Source organism: Streptomyces hilarionis (genome assembly GCF_024539675.1).
Lineage (GTDB): Bacteria > Actinomycetota > Actinomycetes > Streptomycetales > Streptomycetaceae > Streptomyces > Streptomyces hilarionis.
In genome coordinates, this window is record NZ_JAHHIT010000202.1 from 1 (window position 1) to 14,364 (window position 14,364).

General features: G+C 73.6%; 11 protein-coding genes and 2 pseudogenes. 5 read left to right on the plus strand and 8 right to left on the minus strand.

Features of this window, described 5'->3' with window-relative positions; translation table 11 throughout:
* Positions 1-158: 158 nt before the first annotated feature.
* From KMS84_RS34305 to KMS84_RS34315, 3 genes are read right to left on the minus strand one after another with little or no spacing between them, the layout of a single operon-like run.
* The gene (locus tag KMS84_RS34305; RefSeq protein ID WP_256920437.1) at positions 159-785 is read right to left on the minus strand and encodes a TetR/AcrR family transcriptional regulator; all 627 of its coding nucleotides are present in this window, start codon (positions 783-785) and stop codon (positions 159-161) included.
* Between the two features lie 44 nt (positions 786-829).
* Positions 830-2,914, minus strand: coding sequence for a YhgE/Pip family protein (locus tag KMS84_RS34310; RefSeq protein WP_256920438.1), 2,085 nt, complete (start codon positions 2,912-2,914; stop codon positions 830-832).
* Positions 2,886-3,890, minus strand: a complete 1,005-nt coding sequence (locus KMS84_RS34315; protein WP_256920439.1) for an ATP-binding cassette domain-containing protein — start codon at positions 3,888-3,890, stop codon at positions 2,886-2,888. Before KMS84_RS34315 ends, KMS84_RS34310 begins: the two co-directional genes overlap by 29 nt.
* A 171-nt stretch (positions 3,891-4,061) precedes the next feature.
* Here KMS84_RS34315 and KMS84_RS34320 point away from each other — a divergent pair, with 171 nt between their 5' ends.
* The 3 genes from KMS84_RS34320 (at position 4,062) to KMS84_RS34330 (ending at position 6,397) form a co-directional block, all read left to right on the plus strand.
* Positions 4,062-4,622, plus strand: coding sequence for an SAV_6107 family HEPN domain-containing protein (locus tag KMS84_RS34320; protein ID WP_256920441.1), 561 nt, complete (start codon positions 4,062-4,064; stop codon positions 4,620-4,622).
* 266 nt (positions 4,623-4,888) lie between these two features.
* Entirely contained in the window at positions 4,889-5,716 is an 828-nt protein-coding gene (locus KMS84_RS34325) for a class I SAM-dependent methyltransferase (protein ID WP_256920442.1), read from the plus strand.
* 276 nt (positions 5,717-5,992) lie between these two features.
* Positions 5,993-6,397, plus strand: coding sequence for an SCO2097 family morphological protein (locus tag KMS84_RS34330; RefSeq protein ID WP_256920443.1), 405 nt, complete (start codon positions 5,993-5,995; stop codon positions 6,395-6,397).
* A 210-nt stretch (positions 6,398-6,607) separates the two neighbouring features.
* On the opposite strand, the pseudogene KMS84_RS43505 reads toward KMS84_RS34330, so the two are convergent.
* The 5 genes and pseudogenes from KMS84_RS43505 to KMS84_RS34350 form a co-directional block, all read right to left on the minus strand.
* Positions 6,608-6,754, minus strand: a pseudogene (locus tag KMS84_RS43505) (isopenicillin N synthase family oxygenase); the annotation flags it as partial.
* A gap of 16 nt (positions 6,755-6,770) precedes the next feature.
* On the minus strand, positions 6,771-9,269 hold the full coding sequence (locus KMS84_RS34335) for a transglutaminase TgpA family protein (protein ID WP_256920444.1): 2,499 nt from the start codon (positions 9,267-9,269) through the stop codon (positions 6,771-6,773).
* Positions 9,266-10,644, minus strand: a pseudogene (locus KMS84_RS34340) (DUF58 domain-containing protein). Before KMS84_RS34340 ends, KMS84_RS34335 begins: the two are co-directional and overlap by 4 nt.
* Positions 10,644-11,675 carry an AAA family ATPase gene (locus KMS84_RS34345; RefSeq protein ID WP_256920445.1) on the minus strand — a complete coding sequence of 344 codons (1,032 nt, stop codon included), beginning with the start codon at positions 11,673-11,675 and terminating at the stop codon, positions 10,644-10,646. The pseudogene KMS84_RS34340 and the gene KMS84_RS34345 overlap by 1 nt, the downstream one beginning before the upstream one ends.
* A 299-nt stretch (positions 11,676-11,974) precedes the next feature.
* Positions 11,975-12,520 (minus strand): beta-class carbonic anhydrase, encoded by a 546-nt coding sequence (locus KMS84_RS34350; RefSeq protein ID WP_256920446.1) that lies wholly within the window; start codon positions 12,518-12,520, stop codon positions 11,975-11,977.
* A gap of 324 nt (positions 12,521-12,844) precedes the next feature.
* Between KMS84_RS34350 and rsmH the strand changes: the two genes are divergently transcribed.
* Together rsmH and ftsL are read left to right on the plus strand one after the other, a co-directional pair.
* The gene (gene rsmH, locus KMS84_RS34355) at positions 12,845-13,801 is read left to right on the plus strand and encodes a 16S rRNA (cytosine(1402)-N(4))-methyltransferase RsmH (protein WP_256920448.1); all 957 of its coding nucleotides are present in this window, start codon (positions 12,845-12,847) and stop codon (positions 13,799-13,801) included.
* Between the two features lie 44 nt (positions 13,802-13,845).
* Positions 13,846-14,364, plus strand: a 519-nt coding sequence (gene ftsL / locus KMS84_RS34360; protein ID WP_256920450.1) for a cell division protein FtsL, incomplete at its 3' end; no start/stop codon positions are given.

Below are 14,364 nucleotides of genomic sequence, written 5' to 3' on the forward strand. Positions count from 1 at the left end.
GGTCCGCGGCGGTCCACGGGGGACGTGGCCGTCACGGACCGGCGCCTGCGCGTGTCCGCCCGCGTGTCCGCCCGCCCCTCCCACGCGCGGGCGTCCCGCCCCTCCCACGCGCGGGCGCCCCCGTTGCGCCCGCGCGGCCTCGCGTGAGACGGCCGGTCCTAGCGGTGACCGCTCACCCGCCCCTGAAGCAACCGCGACAGCGCCGAGTGGACGTCGTCCAGGGAGCGCTCGGGCTGGAAGGCCTGCCAGTCCAGGGCGGCGACCAGCACCATGCCGACCAGCGCGGCCGCGGTCAGCTGCACGTCGATCTCGGCGCTGAACTCGCCGTTGTCCACGCCTTCGCGCAGCACCCCCTCGACGACGGCCACGGCCTCCTGCCGCACGACCATGAGCGTGGACTGCCAGGCCCGGTTGGTGCGCCACAGCTCGGCCACGTACAGCTGCGTGAAGGAGGGGTAGCGGTCGATGAAGACCAGGCCGGCGCGGATCATCGCGTCCAGGGCGTCGACCCTGCTCCCGCCGTCGCGCGCCGTGCCCTCCGCGGCCTCCCGCAAGGAGGCGGTGAGCAGGCCCACGCCGTGCCTCAGCAGCTCCTCGAAGAGAACCGACTTGCTCGCGAAGTTGTAGTAGACCGTGCCCTTCGCCACGCCGGCGCGTTCGGCGATCTCGTCCACGGTGGTGGCCGAGAAGCCCTGCTCGGCGATGAGGGTGACGGCCGCCTCGTAGAGCTTTTGCCGGGTGGCCTCGCGGCGGGTGCGGCCGCCCGGGGTGGTGCTGCTGTCCATGGTCCTGATTGTCACAGGAACGCGGCCCCCCGGGCGCCCGATCGTCACAGGCTCAGCTCCGGGTGCAGCCGGTCCAGGGTCCACACCTGGCTGCGGCGGGCCGACAGGGCGGTCAGCGCGAGCGCGCCCGCGGTGAACGCGACGAGCACCGCGCACGCCTGCCACACCGGTCCCAGGCCGCCGCCGCTGATGAGCCTTCTGAGCGCTTCGACGACGTAACTCATCGGCAGGTAGGGGTGGATGGCGTTGAAGAAGCCGGGGCTGGTCTGCACCGGGTAGGTGCCGCCCGCGGACGTCAGTTGCAGCATCAGCAGCGCCAGGACGAGGATCCGGCCCGCCGCCCCGAAGCGCGCGTTCAGCCACTGCACGATCGCCGCGAAGCACGCCGCCACCAGGAAGAGGAAGCCCACGGTGCCGGCCGCGCGGACCATCTCCAGGCCGATCGCCCAGTGCAGCACGGCCATCAGGGCCGTCGTCTGGAGCACCCCGACCGCCACCACGGGCAGCCAGCCGGCCAGCGCGATCCGCCAGGCCGGAGCGCCCGCGGCCAGCGCGCGCCGGTTCATGGGCGCGATCAGCATGTAGGCCACCATCGCGCCCACCCACAGCGACAACGGGATGAAGTACGGGGCGAAACCGGTGCCGTAGTTGGGCGCCTTGTGCTGGTCGTGGGAGGCGAGCTGGACCGGGTCGGCCATCACGGCGGTGCGTGCGTCGCGCTCGCGGGCGTCGTAGTCCGGGATCCGTCCGACGCCGTCGTGCAGGCCGTCGGCGAGCTTTCCGGAGCCGTCGGAGAGCTTGAAGATGCCTCCGTTGAGGTTCTGCGCGCCCGTCTCCAGCTTGCCGACGCCCGCGTCCAGGTTCACGGATCCGGTCTTGGCCTTGCCGAGCCCGGTGTTGATCTTCTTGGCGCCCTGGGCGACCTTCGCCGCCCCGGTGTTCAGCGCGTTGACCTGCGACACTGCGTCGTCCAGGTCCTCGGAGAGGTGCGGGGCGTTCTCGGCGAGGGACTGGGCCTGCTTGCGCAGGGCGGTGAGGTTCGTGCGGAGCGTCTTGAGGTCGCCGTTCTGATCGGCGACCAGCGTGTCGACGTCGTCGGCGACCGTCGCCACGTCGGCGGCCGCGTCCTTGGCCTTCTTCAGGTCGGCGCACGCGGGGTCGGGCAGCACCGGCGTCTCGCAGCGCGCCTTGTACATCGCGGCGAGCGTGTCGGAGGCCGTGTGGGCTCCGGTGGCGGCCACCGGGGCGGCCTTCACCAGGGCCTCCAGATGGTCCTCGATCACCTTCGAGGAGTCGTCGACGAGCCGGGCGGTGTCGCCGATGGTCTTCTCGTTGGACTTGACGAAGGGCCCGAGGGCGCCGGCGACCCCGTTGACCTTGTCGGCGAGCTTCTGGGTGCCGTCCGCGACCTTCTGCGACCCGCTCTGGAGGCTGTCGGCGCCCTTGTCGAGCTTCTTCAGCCCCTTCGCGAGCTTGCCGCTGCCGTCCTTGGCGTTGCCGAGGCCGTCCGCGAGGTCCTTGGAGCCCTTCTCGGCCTTCCCGATGCCGCCGTTGAGGTCGTCGGCGCCGTCGGCGGCCTTCGCGGTCGCGCCGTGGATGTCGGAGAAGGAGACGAAGATCTTGTCGAGGAAGGACCGCGAGGCCTTCGTGGACGCGGCCGTGCGCACCTCGCTGAAGACCGTCCGCGAGATCTGACCGACGATGTAGTTGTTCGCGTCGTTCGTGCGCACCTGGAGCGCGCTCGTCTCGGGGGAGTCGCCCGAGCTGGAGGCGATCCGCCGGCTGAAGTCGGCCGGCATGGTCAGCGACAGGTAGTACCTGCCGTCCTCCACGCCCGCGCGTGCCTCGGCGGAGCTCACCTCGTGCCACTCGAAGACCTTGCTGTCGCGCAGGTTCTCGGTGATGTCGGCCCCGGCGGTGATCCTCTTGCCGCCGGCGGTGGCCCCCCGGTCGTCGTTGACCAGCGCCACCGGGATGCGGTCGAGCCGGCCGTAGGGGTCCCAGAAGGACCACAGGTACAGCGCGCCGTACAGCAGGGGCAGCAGCAGGAGCGCGACGAGGGCGGCCCGGGGGAGCCGGCCCCGGCCGAAACGCCTGAGCTCAAGCGCGGCGAGTCTCGGTGAGCGCATCCGACTCCTCCTCGTCCTGTTCCTTCGGACCGGCGGCCGGCGCGGCGGCCTGCTCCGGCTCCGTCTGCGGCCCGGCTTCCCGATCTCCCTGCGGTCCGGCGTTTCGGTCGCGAGGCGGCCCGGAGTCCGGGTCGTCCTGCGGGCCGGGTCCCCGGTCGTCCTTCGGGGCGGGTCGCCGGTCGTCCTGCGGGGCGGGGCGAGCGTCGGCCTCGGGGCCGGGCCGCCGGTCGTCCCGCGGACCGCTCGGCCCGTCCCCGGACGGGACCGCGTCCGCGTCGCCGGTGAGCGCGTGCGCACCGGTGGTGACGGTGACCGCGCCCTCGGGCGCCTCGGCGCACACCGCCAGCACGGTCGTCCCCGCCTCGGCGAGGGAGCCGAGGAGGGCCCAGACCTGCGCCCGCTCGGCCTCGGACAGCTTCAGGTCGACGTCGTCGACGCCGAGCAGCTGGGGGCGTCCGACGAGCGCCAGCGCCACCGACAGCCGCAGCGCCTCGACGCGCTCCAGGTCCCGCACGGCGGTCCGCGAGCCCTTGGGCAGGGACTCGCGGTCGAGTCCGGCGGCTTCGAGGGCGGCGTCGATGCGCAGCTCCGCCTCGGCCGCCCGGTCCGCGCGCGGCCGCACGAGGTCGCGCAGCGCCCCGCCGAACCGCCTTTGCAGCAGCGCCCGTTCGCGCAGGTGCTCCCCGACGGTCAGCGCGGGTTCGAGATCGGTCACACCGGGTACGTGCGCGAGAGCGGCGACGCGACGCACGGCCGCCGCCTGCCCGGGCAGACGCCACCCGCCCACGGTCGCCGTCCCCTCGGTGACCTTCATGCGCCCGGTGAGCGCGAGCAGCAGGCTCGTGCGGCCGGAGCCCGAAGGCCCCTCGACGGCGATCAGCGAACCGGGCTCCGCGTCGACGGCGACGTCCCGGAACGCCCAGCCGCGAGGGCCTCGGAGCCCGAGGCCGTCGGCGGTGACACCGACTGCGTCCACAGGTTCCCCCCTGTAATTTTTTGAACTGACTGGTCAGTGCAAAAACTAGCCCGAACTTCCGATCGAAGCAAAAGGCCAGGTCAGAACGGATTGTCAGTGGCATACCGCACGATGGGGTCATACGGCAGCCCGTATCGGACGTGCCGTCACACAGACGACAGGAGGTTCGTCATGGCCCCCTACCACGCAGCCGCCGCACACCGGCGCCGCGCCACCGGCCCTGCACCCTCACTGAACGGCCCCGCGAGCGACGTGCACCCCGTGCTGCGCCGCACCACGGCCCCGCCCGCCGCCCTCGACCTGCTCGCCCAGGCCCGCGCCGGGCTCGACGAGGCGGCCGTCCTCGAAACCCCCAACGAGCGCTACGCGACGGCCCATCTGGCGGCCCTGCGCACCGCGGCCGCCGTGCTCGCCGCGCGGGGCCGCCCCGAGCCCTCGCCCCGCCGCCGGGCGCGCATCCGCAGCGCCTGGGAAGTGCTCCCCGAGATAGCGCCCGAACTCACCGAGTGGAGCGCGCTGTTCGCCTCCGGGGCCCGGCGCCGCGCCCGGGCCGAGGCGGGCATCCAGGGCGCGGCCACCCGCCGGGACGCCGACGACCTGATCCGCGACGTGGCGATGTTCCTGCGTCTCGTCGAGCGGATGCTGGTGCTCCAGCCCGTCCTGCCGCAGCCGCGTCAGGAGGAGGACGCCGACGGCCCGGCAGCCGACCGCGGCCTCCCGGACGCGGGCTGACATGGCGTCGCGGCCCTGCCCGCAGCCGCCGGCCGCCCCCGTGGGTGCGGCCCGCCGACGAGGCCCGCCGTCGGCGCGCGCGTGAGTGACCGGCCCGGGCGGCGCGGTCCGGTCGCGTGACGGGACAGGACGCCGGAGGCAATAGGGTGGAAGGCGCCTGAAGCCTTCCCCTCGTCCGTGCGCACGCCGGTGCGGACCGGTGCGGGGAGGGCAGCCCGTTCGCTCCGCCGTGCAAGAGGCGGTGCCGCGCCGAGGAGTCAACTGCCGTGTCGGACCCGATGCGCCCGCCCGTCTCCCACCCCGGTCCCCAGCCGACGCCGGCCCGCCCCGGCCCCTCCCGCTCCCGCGCCTCCCTGCGCACCGCCGTGGTCTGGGAGGTCCTGCGCGACGCCCTCGAGGGCCGGGTCAAGGCGACCGGCCGTGAGTCGCTGGACGTCCTCGACACCGGAGGCGGCAGCGGCAACTTCGCGGTGCCCGTGGCCCTCCTCGGACACCGGGTCACCGTCGTCGACCCCAGCCCCAACGCGCTGTTCGCCCTCGAGCGGCGCACCGCCGAGGCCGGCGTGGCCGACCGGGTGCAGGGCGTCCAGGGCGATGTCCACGGGCTGTTCGACGTCGTCGAGCGCGGCGGCTACGACGCCGTCCTGTGCCATGGCGTCCTGGAGTACGTCGACGACCCGGCCGAGGGCGTCCGCAACGCGGTCGCCGCGCTGCGCGCCGGGGGCGTCCTCAGCCTCCTCGCCGCCGGGCTCGGCGGCGCCGTGCTCGCGCGCGCCCTCGCGGGCCACTTCAAGGAGGCCCGGCAGGCGCTCACCTCGGTGGACGGCCGCTGGGGCGACGGCGACCCCGTGCCGCGCAGGTTCACCGCCGAGCAGCTCACCGAACTGGTCCGGGGCGCGGGCCTTGCGGTGGGGGCCGTGCACGGGGTGCGGGTCTTCGCCGACCTGGTGCCGGGCGTCCTCGTGGACACCGAGCCCGGAGCGCTGGAAGCCCTGCTCGCGCTGGAGGAGGCGGCCGCCGAGCTCCCCGCCTTCCACTCCGTCGCCACCCAGCTCCATGTGCTGGGTGGGACGCAGGGGGCCGACGGGAGCTGAGCGCCTCCCGGGACGTACCGCTGATCAGGGACTTGGCTGCGCATGGAGTACGCCACAGGCCCCCCGTTCGGCCGCGGTGCGCCGTATGATCGAGGGAGACCGCCCGGCATGACGGGTCGGCTGCCGGGGAATGGAAACCTCAGCGAGCCGGGACGTCCATGACGGGCGTCGGTTGGCCAATTGGCGTAGAGGGGCGGGTTTCACGGGGGCGATTCCCCGCCTATCCTGAAGGGACCCCCCGGGTCGCCCCGGCGACTGCACGATGAGGAGGACTCCGTGCCGCTCTCGGAGCACGAGCAGCGCATGCTCGAGCAGATGGAGCGAGCGCTGTACGCCGAAGATCCCAAGTTCGCGTCAGCGCTCGAGGGAAGCGGGCTGCGTACGTACACCCGGCGGCGGGTCTACCAGGCGATCGCTGGCTTCCTCGTCGGAATCGCGCTCCTCATGGCAGGTGTGGTCGCCAAGCAGGTGTGGCTGAGCGTGGTCGGCTTCCTCGTGATGCTCGGCTGCGCGGTGCTCGCCGTCACCGGCTGGCGCAAGGCCCCCAAGCCGGGTGAACAGCCCGCGACCGGAGTGGCGGGCGCCCCGCCCGCCCGCGGCCAGGTCAGGCAGAAGCGCTCGATGATGGACCGGATCGAGCAGCGCTGGCAGCGCCGCCGTGACGAGCAGGGCGGTCACTGACACCGCCGTGAACAGACATGGTTGAGGGGGCGACCACCCGACTGGGTGGTCGCCCCCTCAACCATGTCTGCCCGTGCTCGCCGCCGATCCGGGCCCTCAGCTGCCGGCACCGTCCTGGCTGCCCCGGCTGATCAGCGGGGGCAGCTGATCAGCGGGACGGCGAGGCCGGCGCGCCGCTCGAGGTGAGCAGCCCGTGCGGCAGCTTCCCGGCTCGTGCACCAGCTTCCCGGCGACGGCGCTGAGCCGGTCGATCCACGCGAGCGCCGCCGTCCGCAGCCCGGGCGGCCCGAGGGGCCACCGGCTGGGCTCCTGGAGCCACCAGTGGGCGGGCTCGTCCTGCCCGGGCCGGCGCGGTCGGGGCAGGACGAGCCGGTCAGCCGCCCTGCTGGCCGGAGGGCCGCCGCACCAGCGCCGTCAGCCGGGCCGTCGAGGAGTTCCTGAGGGCCGTCCAGCGGTCCGCCAGATCCCAGAGCGCGCGGACGGCCGAGCGCGGCGCCACGACGGCGCGCACCCGCGTCCTCCAGCCGGCCTTCTCCTGGAGTGCCGCCCGCACCGTGCGGACCTCGTCGGCCAGTCCGGCCTCCGCTCTCGGCTCGGGGGCGTACAGCACCTGTTCCACCGCCCCGGCCACCCGGTGCACCGAACGGCCCGCCGTCTCGTCCAGGTCCGCGCTGCGGACGATCCGCGCCGCCGCCCGCCGGGGGGTCAGCGCGTCGTCCGGCTCGATGCCGAAGTCCCAGGCCGTGTCCGTGAGCTCACGCCACACCGCCAGGACATGGGCGGCTGCGGCAGCGGCCGATTCCCCCGGCTCGTCCAGCAGGACCCCCGGCCCCGACCCGTTCGCGACCGCGCCGTCCGCGCCCGCCTTCGCGCGCCGGCCCGGGGGAGCCCCCGAGGCCGCCGCGGAGTGCTGGGCGGACGCCAGCCGCGCCGAACGCCTTCTCAGCCGCCACAGCATCGGCAGCATCGGCAGGGCGAGCACCGCGCACCCCAGCAGCGTCCAGGCGGCGATCCGGTACCAGGGGGTGCCACCGCCGCCCTGCCCCGACTGGTCCACCGGCAGCACGCCGGCGCAGTCGTCGAGCTTCTTCTCCCGCGCGGAGCAGCCGGAGCTCGCCGAGGGCGCGGTCGACGGAGCGGCGTCCGCCGAGCGCGAGGCCTGCGGCAGCTCGGGAAGCGTCTGGCCCGGAGAGTCCGGCACGGTGTAGGTGGGCGTGGTGCCTCGGGTCGGGGTCGGCTCGAAGCGGGTCCAGCCCACGCCCTCGAAGTACAGCTCCGGCCAGGCGTGCGCGTCCTTCAGTCCCACCGCGACCGAACCGTCCGCCTGCGGGGAGCCCGGGGCGAAGCCCACCGCGACCCGTGCCGGTATGCCCAGGGTGCGCGCCATCGCCGCCATCGCGAACGAGAAGTGCACGCAGAAGCCCTGCTTGTCGCGCAGGAAGCGGGCGATCGCGTTCGGACCGTTGCCGACCTCGACCTGGGTGTCGTACTCGAAGCCGCCCGTCGTCGCGAAGTAGTCCTGGAGCCTGACCGCCTTCTCGTAGTCGTTGTCGGAGCCCTTGGTGATCTCGAGGGCCTGCTTCGCCACCACCGTCGGCAGGGAGTCCGGCACCTTGGTGTAGTCGCGCCGCACGGAGCCGGGAGCCTGCGGCGCCGCCGCCAGCTGCTGCGCCGTCGGCTGCACCTCCAGGCTCTTGACCTGGTAGGTCTTGCCGCTGGTGTTCTGTCCGTGGTCGCCGACCAGGGTCATGCCGACCGGCTCGTACCGCCAGTTGCCCTTGATCTGCACGCCGCTGGGCGGGTAGGGCATCGGCAGCCAGTCCTGGGCGTAGCCGTCGACGGCCGCGATCCGCGTGGTGATCTCCGTGCGCTTGACGTCGGGGCCCAGCCCGGTGGGCGCGGGGAAGTCGTCGGGCACCGCGACGATGTGGCGTTTGGCCGGTCGCCACGTCGTGCCGTCGAAGTCGTCCAGGGACACGATCCGCAGATACATGTCGGAGAGGTCGTTGGTGTTGGTGCGCAGGGTCAGGACCGTCTGGTCCTCGTCCACGTTCAGGCTGTCGCGCAGCGACACCAGCGGGTTCACCGCGGAGATCGTGCCCCCGCCGCCGTTGCCCGCGCCCACGCCGGCGCCCGTCGCGCCGAGCAGGCCGCCCTGGATCGCCGGCAGCGGCAGCAGCGGCACCACGAGGGCCACGCCGAGCGCGGCCATCCCGATGCGCCGGCCGGTGCGCACCGGGGCGACCGGGCCGGGCTGCCCGCCCGGGCCGCGCCCGGACCCGCCGAAGACCCGCCCCCACTGCGAGAGCCGCTCCCGGCCCTCGGCGAGCAGCAGGAACAGGTAACCCGCGGCGGCCACCAGGAACCACAGCCAGTCGGCGGCGCCGTCGGACAGGCCCGCGGCGACCGAGTACAGCGCCAGCAGCGGCAGACCGGCCGGAGCCGCGTTGCGGAACGTCACCGCGAGGGTGTCGACCACCAGGCCGATCACCAGGACCGCGCCGATCACCATCAGCCGGATGCCGTCGGACAGCGGGGCCGGGATCGCGTACCGCCCCACGTCGTCGGCGCCCGACCGGAGCAGGTCGCCGAAGTGACGGAAGGCCTCGGGGCCGGGGATCACGCCGGCGAGCGCCTGCCCGGGGGCGAAGACCAGGGTCAGCATCAGCAGCGTCACCAGCGCCTGCGCCGCCACGGTCAGCGGCCGGGCCAGCGGGACCCGTCGGGCGGCGGCCCCCGCTCCCGACTGGACGGCCAGCATGAACGCCGCCTGCACCAGCCAGGTCGCCGGGTCCACCAGGGGCAGCAGCGCGCACGACGCCATCAGGGTGGCGGCCGCCGAGCACAGCGTCAGCCGGGCACGCCCGCTCATGACCACCCCTCCCCGCCGCTCGCCGTGCCCGTCATCACGCCCGCCCGGTCGCGGTCCGCCTGGCGCCACAATTCGTTCAGCGAAGCGCCCCGCGGCACGCCCAGGGCCATCCAGCCCGCCTCGCGCAGCATCCGCAGCCGCTCCTCCTGCCTGTTCATCGGATCAGGGGCGCCGTTCGGTTCACGCGCCCACCGGTCGCCGTCCAGCAGGAAGGCCACGGCGCCCCCGCTGCGCTGGCGCATCCTCGCGGCCACCGCCGCCTCTTCGTCGTCGAGATCGCCGAGGAACGCCACCAGCAGGCCCTCGTTCCCGCCGCGCAGCACGTCGTAGGCCCGCGACAGGCTCGTGCCGTCGGAGTGGTCCACCACGGCGAGGGTGTCCATCATGAGTCCGGCCGCGTCGGCCGACTCCTGGTTGGCTCCGGCGAACCCGTCGGCCCCCTCGCCGGGCACCGAGTTGCCGGTGTCGGTGAGCAGCCGCACGGAGAAGCCCCGTTCCAGCATGTGCACCAGCACGGAGGCGGCGCCGGAGACCGCCCATTCGAAGGCCGAGTCCGGGCCCGCGCCCTGGTAGGCCAGACCGCGGGTGTCGAGCAGCACCGTGCAGCGCGAGCGCTGGGGCTGCTCCTCGCGGCGCACCATCAGCTCGCCGTAGCGGGCGGTCAGGCGCCAGTGCACGCGGCGCAGGTCGTCGCCGTAGCGGTAACCGCGCGGGATGACGTCGTCCTCGCCGGCGAGGGCCAGCGAGCGCTGCCGGCCCTCGCCGTACCCCTTGGCCTCGCCGCTGAGCCGGACCGGGGGCAGCGGCTCCACCCGCGGTATGACCGTCAGCGTGTCGTGGGTGGAGAAGGAGCGCGTGAGCTCGCACATCCCGAAGGGGTCGTTCAGCCGCAGCTGGAGCGGGCCCAGCGGGTAGCGGCCGCGCAGGTCCGAGCGGACCCGGTAGGACACCTCGCGGCGGCCGCCCGCCTCGACGCGGTCCAGGACGAAGCGGGGGCGCGGGCCGAGCACGTACGGCACCCGGTCCTGGAGCATCAGCAGACCCGTGGGCAGCCGCGAGACGTTGTCCATGCGCAGGTGGACGCGGGCCTCGCTGCCGGCCGGCACGCGCCCGGGGGAGAGCCTGCGGCTGCCGGCGACCCGGTAGCGGGTGCGGTAGACGACGGCCGCGCAGATCAGCGGGAGCGCGGCCAGCAGCAGCCCGACGCGGAGCAGATCGGGCTGGCCGAGCACGTAGGCGCACACGGCGGCCGCGATGCCGGCGGCCAGGAAGGACCGGCCCGGGTGGTCAGACCGGCCAGCGCCGTGCGCACGCTGCCCTTGTCGCCCCTCGCCGTCCGCCCGGCCGGCGGCTGCCCGGATCCCCCGGCGGACATCACAGCCTCCGCGACTGCTGGCCGTACGCCTGCGGGTCGTGTCCCAGCCCGTACCCGTGCGTCTGCGGGGTGGCGGGCACCGGGGTGTGCTGGATGATCTCCTCGACCACCTGTTCCGCCGTGCGGCGGTTGAGCTGGGCCTGCGCGGTGGGCAGCAGGCGGTGGGCCAGGACGGCCACGGCGAGGCTCTGCACGTCGTCCGGCAGGGCGTAGTCCCGGCCGCTGAGGGCCGCGGTCGCCCTGGCCGCGCGCACCAGGTGCAGCGTCGCGCGCGGGGAGGCGCCGAGTCTGAGGTCCGGGTGGGTGCGCGTGGCGGTGACCAGGTCGACCGCGTAGCGCCGCACCGCGTCGGCGACGTGGACACCGCGCACGGCGTCGATGAGCTTCACGATCTCGTGGGCGTGCGCGACCGGCTGGAGGTCGTCCAGCGGGTTGACCCCGCCGTGCACGTCGAGCATCTGCAACTCGGCCTCGGGGCTCGGGTAACCGATCGAGACCCGGGCCATGAAGCGGTCGCGCTGGGCCTCGGGCAGCGGGTAGGTGCCCTCCATCTCGACCGGGTTCTGCGTGGCGACCACCATGAACGGACTGGGCAGCTCGTAGGTCTGCCCGTCGATGGTGACCTGGCGCTCCTCCAGCGACTCCAGCAGCGCCGACTGGGTCTTGGGCGAGGCGCGGTTGATCTCGTCGCCGATCACGATCTGCGAGAAGATCGCGCCCGGCTTGAACTCGAAGTCCCGGCGCTGCTGGTCCCAGATGGACACGCCCGTGATGTCCGAGGGCAGCAGGTCGGGGGTGAACTGGATGCGGCGCACCGAGCAGTCGATGGACTTCGCCAGCGCCTTCGCCAGCATCGTCTTGCCGACGCCCGGTACGTCCTCGATCAGCAGATGCCCCTCGGCGAGGAGCACGGTCAGCGAAAGCCGTACGACCTCGGGCTTGCCCTCGATCACTCCCTCCACCGAACTGCGGACACGCTCCACAGTGGCGGTCAGATCTGTGAGGCTCGCTCGCTCGTCATAGGTCGTCACCCGGCCCTCCTCGGCCCAAACTTTCTCCGGGCCGACGCACTGTGCGGCAAACCGGCCCACCCCGAATCACGGACGCCGCCGCGGAACTGCTCAGCGTGGCGTCACCCTCGCATTCTTGCTGCCGTTACCGATTCGTGTCACTCGCCTGTGGACAACTGTCCGCGATATGTCGGTGTTATGGGGATTCGGGCGCCCGAGAGGTGCGAATCAACAGCGAAACGACAGTCAACGACCGTGCCCGTGATCGGTCACACGGGCATCGGCGGGCGGCGGCGGGCAGTGCGGGGCGGAGGAGGAGGTCAGGCGGGTGCGATCTCGCGCAGCGCGCCCGTGCGCACGTCGAACACGAAGCCGCGCACGTCGTCGGTGTGCAGCAGGAACGGCGAGGTGCGCACCCGCTGCATCGACTGGCGGACGTCCTGGTCGACGTCGCGGAAGGCCTCGACCGCCCAGGCCGGGCGCTGGCCGACCTCCATCTCCAGCTCCGTGCGGAAGTCCTCGGTGATCGCCTCGAGGCCGCAGCCGGTGTGGTGGATCAGGACGACGCTGCGCGTGCCGAGCTTGCGCTGGCTGATGGTGAGCGAGCGGATCACGTCGTCGGTGACCACACCGCCCGCGTTGCGGATCGTGTGGCAGTCGCCGAGCTTCAGGCCGAGCGCGGCGTGCAGGTCGAGTCGGGCGTCCATGCAGGCCACGACCGCGACCTCCAGAACAGGCCGGGCGTCCATGCCGGGGTCGGCGAAGGCGGCGGCGTACCGTTCGTTCGCCTCCACCAGGCGGTCGGTCACGGCGCCCACGTCTATGGCGCCTTCGGATTCGACGGGTACGGATGCGGAAGTCGTCATACCCATGACGGTACTGGTCACGGGTGTTCCGGTCTCGCTGTGGGTAGGGAAAAAGAGCGTCATCACGTCCCGTTTGTGAGGTGCGACACAGCCGTCCGGAAGGGGCGCGCACCGCTGGGCCGCGCCGCGCAGGCCGGTTGATTGACCGCGCGACACCGTGGACTAAAGTGACGCGAAGCGGGAGGCGACGATCTCCCTGCTGGACTGAACCCCGAGAGACCCCGGCCGGCCGCCGGAGATCTCCCCGCGGCGCCGGAGGGCCTTCCCTTCACGAGGGGCGGGGACCCGGCGGTGCGCACCACCCGCCGGATCTGAGAGGGCCCCTTGAGTCACAGTCGACATGTCCCGGTGATGCTCCAGCGGTGCCTGGACCTGTTGGCCCCCGCCCTGCGGGAACCCGGAGCGGTGGTCGTCGACTGCACGCTCGGTCTCGGCGGCCACAGCGAGGCGCTGCTGACCCAATTCCCCGAGGCCCGGCTCGTCGCCCTCGACCGCGACAAGGAGGCGCTGCGCCTCTCCGGCGAGCGCCTCGCCCCCTTCGGCGACCGCGCCACCCTCGTGCACGCCGTCTACGACGAACTCCCCGAGGTGCTGGACCGGCTCGGGCACGCGCGCGTGCAGGGCGTCCTGTTCGACCTCGGCGTCTCCTCCATGCAACTGGACGAGGCCGACCGCGGCTTCGCCTACGCCCAGGACGCCCCGCTCGACATGCGCATGGACCAGACGACCGGCGTCAGCGCCGCCGAGGTACTCAACACCTACCCGCCCGGCGAACTCGTGCGGATCCTGCGCGCGTACGGCGAGGAGAAGCAGGCCAAGCGGATCGTCTCGGCCGTCGTGCGCGAGCGCGACAAGGAGCCGTTCACCAACAGCGCCCGGCTCGTCGAGCTGATCCGGGCCGCCCTCCCGCAGGCCGCCAAGCGCACCGGCGGCAACCCCGCCAAGCGCACCTTCCAGGCGCTGCGCATCGAGGTCAACGGCGAACTCTCCGTCCTGGAGCGCGCGATCCCGGCCGCCGTCGCGGCGCTCGCCGTGGGCGGACGCATCGCCGTCCTGTCGTACCACTCGCTCGAAGACCGGCTGGTCAAGCAGGTGTTGGCGGCCGGCGCCGCCAACACCGCACCGCCCGGACTGCCCGTTGTCCCCGAGCGCTACCAGCCGCGGCTCAAGCTGCTCACCCGCGGTGCCGAACTTCCCACCGAGGAAGAGATCGCCGAGAACCGACGCGCGGCCCCGGCGCGACTGCGCGGGGCCGAGCGGATCAGGGAGTCCATCGAATGACGGGCGTGAGCCGAGGGTGGCGCGTTCCACCCGGGGGAGGGCGCGTGAGCAGGAAACCCCCGCTGAAAGGGAGGGCCGCCCGTCTCGCGCGGCTCTTCCCGGCAGGGCCGCGGCAGGCGGCCCGCACTCCGTTCGTCCTCCTCGTCGTCGTCCTCCTCGGCGGCGGCCTCATCGGACTGCTCGTGCTGAACTCCGCGCTCAGCGAGGGCTCGTTCAAGATGGACGACCTGCGCAGGGACACCAAGAGCCTCACCGACGAGGAGCAGGCGCTCCAGCGCGACATCGACTCCTACTCCGCCCCGGACGCCCTCCAGCGCCGGGCCCGCGAACTGGGCATGGTCCCGGGCGGCGACCCGGCCTTCCTCGACCCCGACGGCACCGTGAAGGGCGTCCCCTCGCCCGCGGCGCGCCAGTCCGCGCAGGAGGCCCCCGCCGTCCGGCCGCCCGAGGCGCTGGTCTTCTCCCAGACGATCGGGTCGTCGCCGTCGCCCGCCCCGAGCGGCGCCCCGCTCGGCTCCCCGGCGCGCGGCGCGGCCCCCGACCCGTCCGCAACCACCCCCGAG

Bases quoted from the DNA above. Each gene is read 5' to 3' on its own strand.
- KMS84_RS34305 (WP_256920437.1), bottom strand. From the start codon at position 785: ATGGACAGCAGCACCACCCCGGGCGGCCGCACCCGCCGCGAGGCCACC.
- KMS84_RS34320 (WP_256920441.1), top strand. From the start codon at position 4,062: ATGGCCCCCTACCACGCAGCCGCCGCACACCGGCGCCGCGCCACCGGC.
- KMS84_RS34350 (WP_256920446.1), bottom strand. From the start codon at position 12,520: ATGACGACTTCCGCATCCGTACCCGTCGAATCCGAAGGCGCCATAGAC.
- KMS84_RS34335 (WP_256920444.1), bottom strand. From the start codon at position 9,269: ATGAGCGGGCGTGCCCGGCTGACGCTGTGCTCGGCGGCCGCCACCCTG.
- KMS84_RS34310 (WP_256920438.1), bottom strand. From the start codon at position 2,914: ATGCGCTCACCGAGACTCGCCGCGCTTGAGCTCAGGCGTTTCGGCCGG.